Annotated in this window: 6 protein-coding genes; 2 read left to right on the top strand and 4 right to left on the bottom strand. The window is 74.4% G+C overall.

All coding sequences use genetic code 11. The features are described 5' to 3' along the window. Positions 1 to 1,052 (top strand): DUF5914 domain-containing protein (locus GA0115242_RS06470; protein WP_237548901.1); only part of this gene is annotated, 1,052 nt, incomplete at its 5' end. A 60-nt stretch (positions 1,053 to 1,112) separates the two neighbouring features. Here GA0115242_RS06470 and GA0115242_RS06465 read toward each other — a convergent pair. The 4 genes from GA0115242_RS06465 to GA0115242_RS06450 all read right to left on the bottom strand — a co-directional run bounded on the left by GA0115242_RS06465 (position 1,113) and on the right by GA0115242_RS06450 (position 5,148). Beyond that, positions 1,113 to 1,385, bottom strand: coding sequence for a GlsB/YeaQ/YmgE family stress response membrane protein (locus GA0115242_RS06465; protein ID WP_093825440.1), 273 nt, complete (start codon positions 1,383 to 1,385; stop codon positions 1,113 to 1,115). Between the two features lie 127 nt (positions 1,386 to 1,512). After that, positions 1,513 to 2,304, bottom strand: a complete 792-nt coding sequence (locus GA0115242_RS06460; protein ID WP_093825438.1) for a DeoR/GlpR family DNA-binding transcription regulator — start codon at positions 2,302 to 2,304, stop codon at positions 1,513 to 1,515. A gap of 85 nt (positions 2,305 to 2,389) precedes the next feature. Further along, on the bottom strand, positions 2,390 to 3,748 hold the full coding sequence (locus GA0115242_RS06455) for a GntT/GntP/DsdX family permease (RefSeq protein WP_093825436.1): 1,359 nt from the start codon (positions 3,746 to 3,748) through the stop codon (positions 2,390 to 2,392). Then, positions 3,745 to 5,148: a homoserine dehydrogenase gene (locus tag GA0115242_RS06450; protein WP_093825434.1), complete on the bottom strand. Its 1,404-nt coding sequence runs from the start codon at positions 5,146 to 5,148 to the stop codon at positions 3,745 to 3,747. Before GA0115242_RS06450 ends, GA0115242_RS06455 begins: the two co-directional genes overlap by 4 nt. 210 nt (positions 5,149 to 5,358) lie before the next feature. Between GA0115242_RS06450 and GA0115242_RS06445 the strand changes: the two genes are divergently transcribed. Next, a partial coding sequence (locus tag GA0115242_RS06445; protein WP_141721517.1) for a four-carbon acid sugar kinase family protein occupies positions 5,359 to 6,092 on the top strand: 734 nt, incomplete at its 3' end.

Genomic DNA, 6,092 nt, shown 5'->3' with positions numbered 1-6,092 from the left:
TGTCGCTGCGGCGCCGCGCGGTGCGCTGGGAGCGGCAGCGGCCGACGTGGCGGGCGGCCCGCCCGGCGGTGATCGCGGCGGCGCTGGAGCGGGCGGTGGCCAGGCCGTCGGGGAACTGGTTCGTGGTGGGCGCCAGCCGGGACGTGCGCGACGACCGGCCGCTGGCCGCGACGGTCGGCGGCGAGGAGGTGGTGGTCTGGCGCGGTCCCGACGGGCGGCTCGTGGCGGGTCCCGGGGTCTGCCCGCATCTGGGCGCGGCGCTCGCCGAGAGCCCGGTGCGCTGCGGGGTGCTCGTCTGCCACTGGCACGGACTGGCGCTGCGGGGCACGGCGTTCGCCGGGTGGCGGCCGCTGCCCGTGCACGACGACGGGGTCCTGGTCCGGGTCAGGCTCGACCGGGTGGGCGGTGAGGCGCCGACGGCGGTCCCGGTGCTCACGCCGCGCCCCGATCCGGCCCGGTCGATCGCGGCCGTCCACACGGTGACGGGGGTGTGCGAGCCGCAGGACGTGGTGGCCAACCGGCTGGATCCGTGGCACGGGGCCTGGTTCCACCCGTACGCGTTCGTCGATCTGGCCGTCGTCGGGACGCCGGAGCCCGGGACGGGTGACGGGTTCACCGTGGACGTCTCGTTCCGGGTGGCGGGGCGGCTGGTGGTGCCGGTGCGGGCGGTGTTCACCGCGCCGGGTCCGCGCACCGTCGTCATGCGGATCACGGAGGGCGAGGGGCGCGGTTCGGTGGTGGAGACGCATGCCACGCCGGTGGGGTGCGACGAGCGGGGCCGTCCGCGGACGGCGGTGGTGGAGGCGGTGGTGGCCTCGTCGGGGCGGCCGGGCTTCGGCGCGGCCCGCGCGGTGTCCCCGGTGGTGCGCAGGCTCCTCGGCGTGGCGTCCGGGCGGCTGTGGCGCGACGATCTGGCCTACGCGGAGCGGCGCTGGCTCCTGCGTTCCTCGGGGCGCGCCCCTGACGGGGAACCATCCGGGCCGGTGGGGCGGTCGGCGCCGGAGGAGAATCGGGGGCCGCGGGAGGAGCGGGGCGGCCCGGTGGCGCCGTGAGGGGCGCCGGTCCGGGCCCGGCGGGGGCGTCGGGCCCCGCGCCGGGTCCGGTGCGGCGGCTCACGCGTGCGAACGCCGGTTGCCGGTGAGGACGCGGTAGAGGATCAGCAGGATCAGCGAGCCGACGATGGCGGCGACCCAGGTCGACAGGTTGAAGAACCCGTCGATCGAGTCGACACCGAAGATGACCTTGCCCAGCCAGCCGCCGAGCAGGCCGCCCGCGATGCCGATGAGCATCGTCACGATGATGCCGCCCGGGTCCTTGCCCGGCAGGAGGAGCTTGGCGATGGCTCCGGCGAGCAGGCCGATGACGATCCAGGCGATGATGCCCATGAGGTTGACTCCCTTAGTCATGTACAGGTCGTGTCAGCTCCTCGTGTGCACCGTCAGAGCGCGCGCAAACCTCCCGGCGCCGCCCGCGCGCGGACATCGCGCCCTGTGCGCCGTCGCGCACGGTCCGTCACGCCCCGGCCCGCACCAGACCCGTACCCGCCGACCTGACGCCCTCGGCGGCCGCCTCGCTGAGGTCGGTGTCCGTGACGATCGTGTCGAAGGCGGCGAGCGGGGCCACCCGGTACCGGCCGAAGGTGCCGTACTTGGAGGATCCCGCGACGAGCACGGAGCGCGCCGCCGACGCCATCGCGGCCTGCTTGACCTCGACCTTCGACTCGGAGGGCGTGGTGACCCCGCGCAGCAGGTCCCAGGAGCTGGTGCTGATGAAGGCGAGGTCGAGGGCCAGGTCGCGCAGGGTGTTCGCGGCGAGGCGGCCGACGCTGGAACGGTTGGAGACGTCGACCAGGCCGCCGGTGTGGACGAGGTCGAAGTGGGGGGCCGCCATCAGCCTGCCCATGGTGGTGAAGTCGTTGGTGACGACGGTGAGGCGGCTGAGCCCGGCCAGCACGGGGGCCATGGCCAGCAGGGTGGTGCCCGCGTCGAGGTAGACGGTCATGCCGTCCCGCACCAGGTGCGCGGCCTCGCGCGCCATGGCGGCCTTCTGCGGCTGCTCCACCTCGGACTTGTCGTCGAAGCCGGGTTCGCTGGTGATGGTGCTGGCGATGCGGACACCGCCGGGTACCGAGAAGACCTGGCCCGCGCGTTCCAGTTCGGCGATGTCGCGGCGCACCGTCATGTGGGAGACGCCGAGCAGCCGGGTGATCTGCTGCACGCTCAGCACGCCCTCCCGCCGCAGCGCCTTCAGCAGGTGCTCGCGGCGCTGGTCGGGGATCAGCGGCGGCTTGCGGTCCTCGGCCATGGTGGGGGCGTCTCCTCTCGACGGTGATGACGTTAACCGATGATCACGCCGGTGACGGTCCGCGGGCCGTCACCGGCGGACCGCGTCAGCCGTGCACGACGGTGCTCAGCAGCAGCACCCCGCCCAGGCTCAGCAGGGACTGCAGGGAGAGCATCAGCGTCCAGGTGCGGAAGGTCTGCGCGACCGACAGCTGGAAGTACTCCTTGAACAGCCAGAAGCCGGAGTCGTTGACGTGCGAGAGCATCACCGCGCCGGACGCGGTGGCCAGCACCATCAGCTCGGGCGAGGTGCCCGGGTAGGCGGTGAGCAGCGGCGCGACGATGCCGGTGGCGGCGGCGGTCGCGACCGTCGCCGAGCCGAGGCAGATCCGCAGCAGCGCGGCGACCAGCCAGCCCAGCAGCAGCGGGGGTATGGCCCAGTCCACGGCGTAGTCCGAGATCAGGGTGTCGATGCCGGTCTCGGTCAGCATGGCCTTGAGGCCGCCGCCCGCGCCCAGGATGAGGATGATGCCGCCGACCGGGCCGAGGCCCTTGGCGGCCATCTTCTGCAGCTGGCCGAGGCCGAACCCGGAGCGGACGCCGAGCGCGAAGAACGCGAAGACGACGGCGGCGAGCAGCGACAGCACGGAGGAGTCGCAGGCGTCGAAGAAGGCGTGGGGCAGGGTGCCCTCGGTGGTGTTCGCGGTGCCGACGGTGCCGATCAGCATCAGGCCGGGCGGCAGCAGGACGGTGATCAGGGCGAGGGCGAACGAGGCGGGCCTGCGGCGGTGTTCGGGCTCGTCGGTCGCCGTCTGCACCGGGCCCTTGTCCAGGTCGGGCGCGGGTCCGAACCAGCGGCTGATCGCGCGGGTCAGGACGGGTCCGGTGAGGACGGCCAGCGGGATGCCGATGATGAGGCCGTAGAGGATGGTCAGGCCGGTGCTCGCGTCGTACGCCGTCACCGCGAGGGTGGGCGAGGGGTGCGGGGGCAGCAGGCCGTGCGAGACGTACAGGCCCGCGGCCATCGGCAGGCCGACGTAGAGCAGGTGGGTGCCGGTGCGCTTGGCGACGGTGTACACCAGCGGCACCAGCATCACGAAGCTGACGTCGAACAGGTGCGGCATGCCGATCAGCAGGGCCGCGGCGGTGATGGCGGCCGGGATCCAGCGCACCGGCCGGGCGCCGATGAAGACGGTGGCGATCCGGTCGGCGCCGCCCGATCCGAGCAGGATGCCGCCGAGCAGGGTGCCGAGGCCGATGGTCGGGCCGACCCCGGCGAGGGCGTCGCCGAATCCGCCCTGGAACGCCTTGACGGCCGGGGCGGGCGCGATGCCGGAGGCGACGCCGAGCCCGAGGGCGGCGAGGGTGAGGGCCAGGAACGGGTGGAGTCTGGCCTTGGTGATCAGCAGGACGAGGACGACGACGGCGCCGACCCCGAGGAGCAGGTGCTGGAGGTCGGTGCTCACGCGTGGACGCTCCCTTCCGGTGCGGGGCGGGTGGCGCGTCCCGAGGTCCAGGCGCGCAGCAGGTCGGGGTCGGGGTCGGCGAGGTCGCCCAGGCGCAGGGTCTCACCCGCGGCCACGGGCCTGGCGAGGGTGGTGTGCGCGGCCAGGTAGAGCGGGGCGATGTCGTCGAGGGCGTCCTCGGCGCGCAGCAGCACGGCCTGGACGCCGGTGACGTCGTGGTGGTGGCCGCCCATGTCGAGGACGGTCCCGGCGGGCAGGTCGGCGCGGGCGCGGCCGGCGAGCACGGCGTGGGCGCGCGGGTCGGTGCCGCCGGAGGGCCGCCCGTGCAGGACGGCGGAGAGCAGCGACACCGGGGCCTCGACGCCCATGAGGTGGTAGGGCAGGTAGACGGCGGCGTACCGGCCGTCGCGGGAGACCGCGTGCCCCTTGTCCCGCAGCAGCTCCCAGGTGACCGGGTCGCCGGTGCGCACGACGACGAAGACACCGCCGGCGAAGGACGCCTCGCCGGGCAGCCGCAGGGCGCTGAAGACGTCGACGACGCCGGTCCTGGAGAGGATGCCGCCCTCGTCCGCGGGCCGGTAGACGTCGGCGAGTTCGGCGATCCGGGCGACGGGGTAGTGCAGCAGCTCGGTGTCGGGGCGGTAGCCGGTGTGGGTGGCGACGACGGCCATCTCGCAGTAGTCGGCGGTCGCGCCGGTGGGCAGGGCGGAGACGGCGCGGGCGCGGGCGGCGAGGGTGGCGGGGACGTCGTCGCCGAGGTCGAGCAGGTCGGCGAGGCCGGGCGCGTCGACCGTGGTGTCGAGCTGGGTGACCCGCGAGGCGGCCGGGTCGAGGACGAGGTCGTACTCGCTGGACTTGCCGACGGCGACGACGTCGAGGCCGAGGAGTTCGGCCCAGGTGACGAGGCCGATGAGGTTGGCGGGCTGGTCCCCGTCGGCGGTGGTGACGACGAGGCCCTTCTCCTGGGCGAGGGTCGCGAGGTGGAGTCCGGCGACGGACTCGACCTCCTTGCTGACCAGCGCCACGTGGCGGCCCGCGTGCAGGGCCTGCTCGGCCATGGCGAGTCCGGCGGCGGGGCTGCCCGTGGCCTCCACCAGGATGTCCCAGTCGGCGGCCGTGAGCAGGGACGCCTCCGCGACCAGCGCGATCCGCCCGGCGGCGACGGCGTCGGCGACCGACGGCGCGTCCTGACACTCGCTCAACTCCGCATCGGTGTGGCCGAGTTCGAGGAGCAGGGTGCGCAGCCGGGGCAGGTCGCGGTCGCACAGGACGGCCGGGGCGAGGCCCGGCATGAGGCGGCTCTGGGCGAGGAGGGTCCGCGCGAAGCCGCCCCCGGCGCCGGACAGTGCGTAGCGCACGGTCCGGCCGCGGCCGTCGGCGAACAGGTGGTGCAGGTTCATGGGCTCTCCTCGATGAGCGCGCACGGGCTGAGGGGAGCTTCCGGCGCGGTCGGCGGACGCCGGGCCCGTGCTGGGCGCGTGCCGGAAGCAACAGGTATCAACGTGTATCACCAGATCCCATATGGGTAAAGTCTGTTAACATAATTTCACAGATCATCACGGCGGTCCGTTCGGGAGCCGCCGTGGTCCGGACCGCACGCGGGAGAACTGATGCCGACGCTCGGGGCCATCGCCGACGACTTCACGGGAGCCACCGACCTCGCGACGATGCTCGTGGCGCGGGGCTTCAGAACCGTGGTCGCGGTCGGGCCCGACGCCCTCGGCCGGGCCGACCCGGCGCTCGCGGACGCCGACGCGGTCGTGGTCGCGCTCAAGAGCAGGACCGCCCCCGCCGGGGAGGCCGTCGCGCTCTCCGTCCGGTCCCTTGAGGCCCTGCGCGCCCTCGGCTGCCGGCGCTTCTACTTCAAGTACTGCTCCACCTTCGACTCGACGCCCCGGGGCAACATCGGCCCCGTCACGGACGCCCTGCTCGACGCGCTCGGCGCGCGGCGCACGGTCGTCGTCCCGTCGTTCCCCGCAACCGGCCGCACGGTCTACCGGGGCCGCCTCTTCGTCCACGACGACCTGCTCGACGAGAGCCCGATGCGGCGGCACCCGCTCACCCCGATGCGGGACGCGCGCGTGGAACGTCTGCTGGCGCCGCAGACCGGCCGCCCGGTGGCCCGGATCGGCCTGGAGACGGTCCGCGACGGCGCCGACGCGGTCCGCGCGGCCCTCGACGAGCCGGAGCGGGCCGACGCCCTCACCGTCGTCGACGCGGTCGACGACCGCGACCTGGCCGTCATCGCCGCCGCGACGGAGGACTTCCCGCTGGTCACCGGCGCCGCCGGGCTCGCCGTCGGACTGCGCGGGCCGCACCCGGGCGCCGCCCGCACGGCGCCCGC

This window comes from Streptomyces sp. SolWspMP-5a-2, assembly GCF_900091845.1.
In the GTDB taxonomy this organism is placed as follows: domain Bacteria; phylum Actinomycetota; class Actinomycetes; order Streptomycetales; family Streptomycetaceae; genus Streptomyces; species Streptomyces doudnae.
Note: the sequence above shows the minus strand (reverse complement) of the source record. Positions and strands in the feature narration are given on the sequence as shown.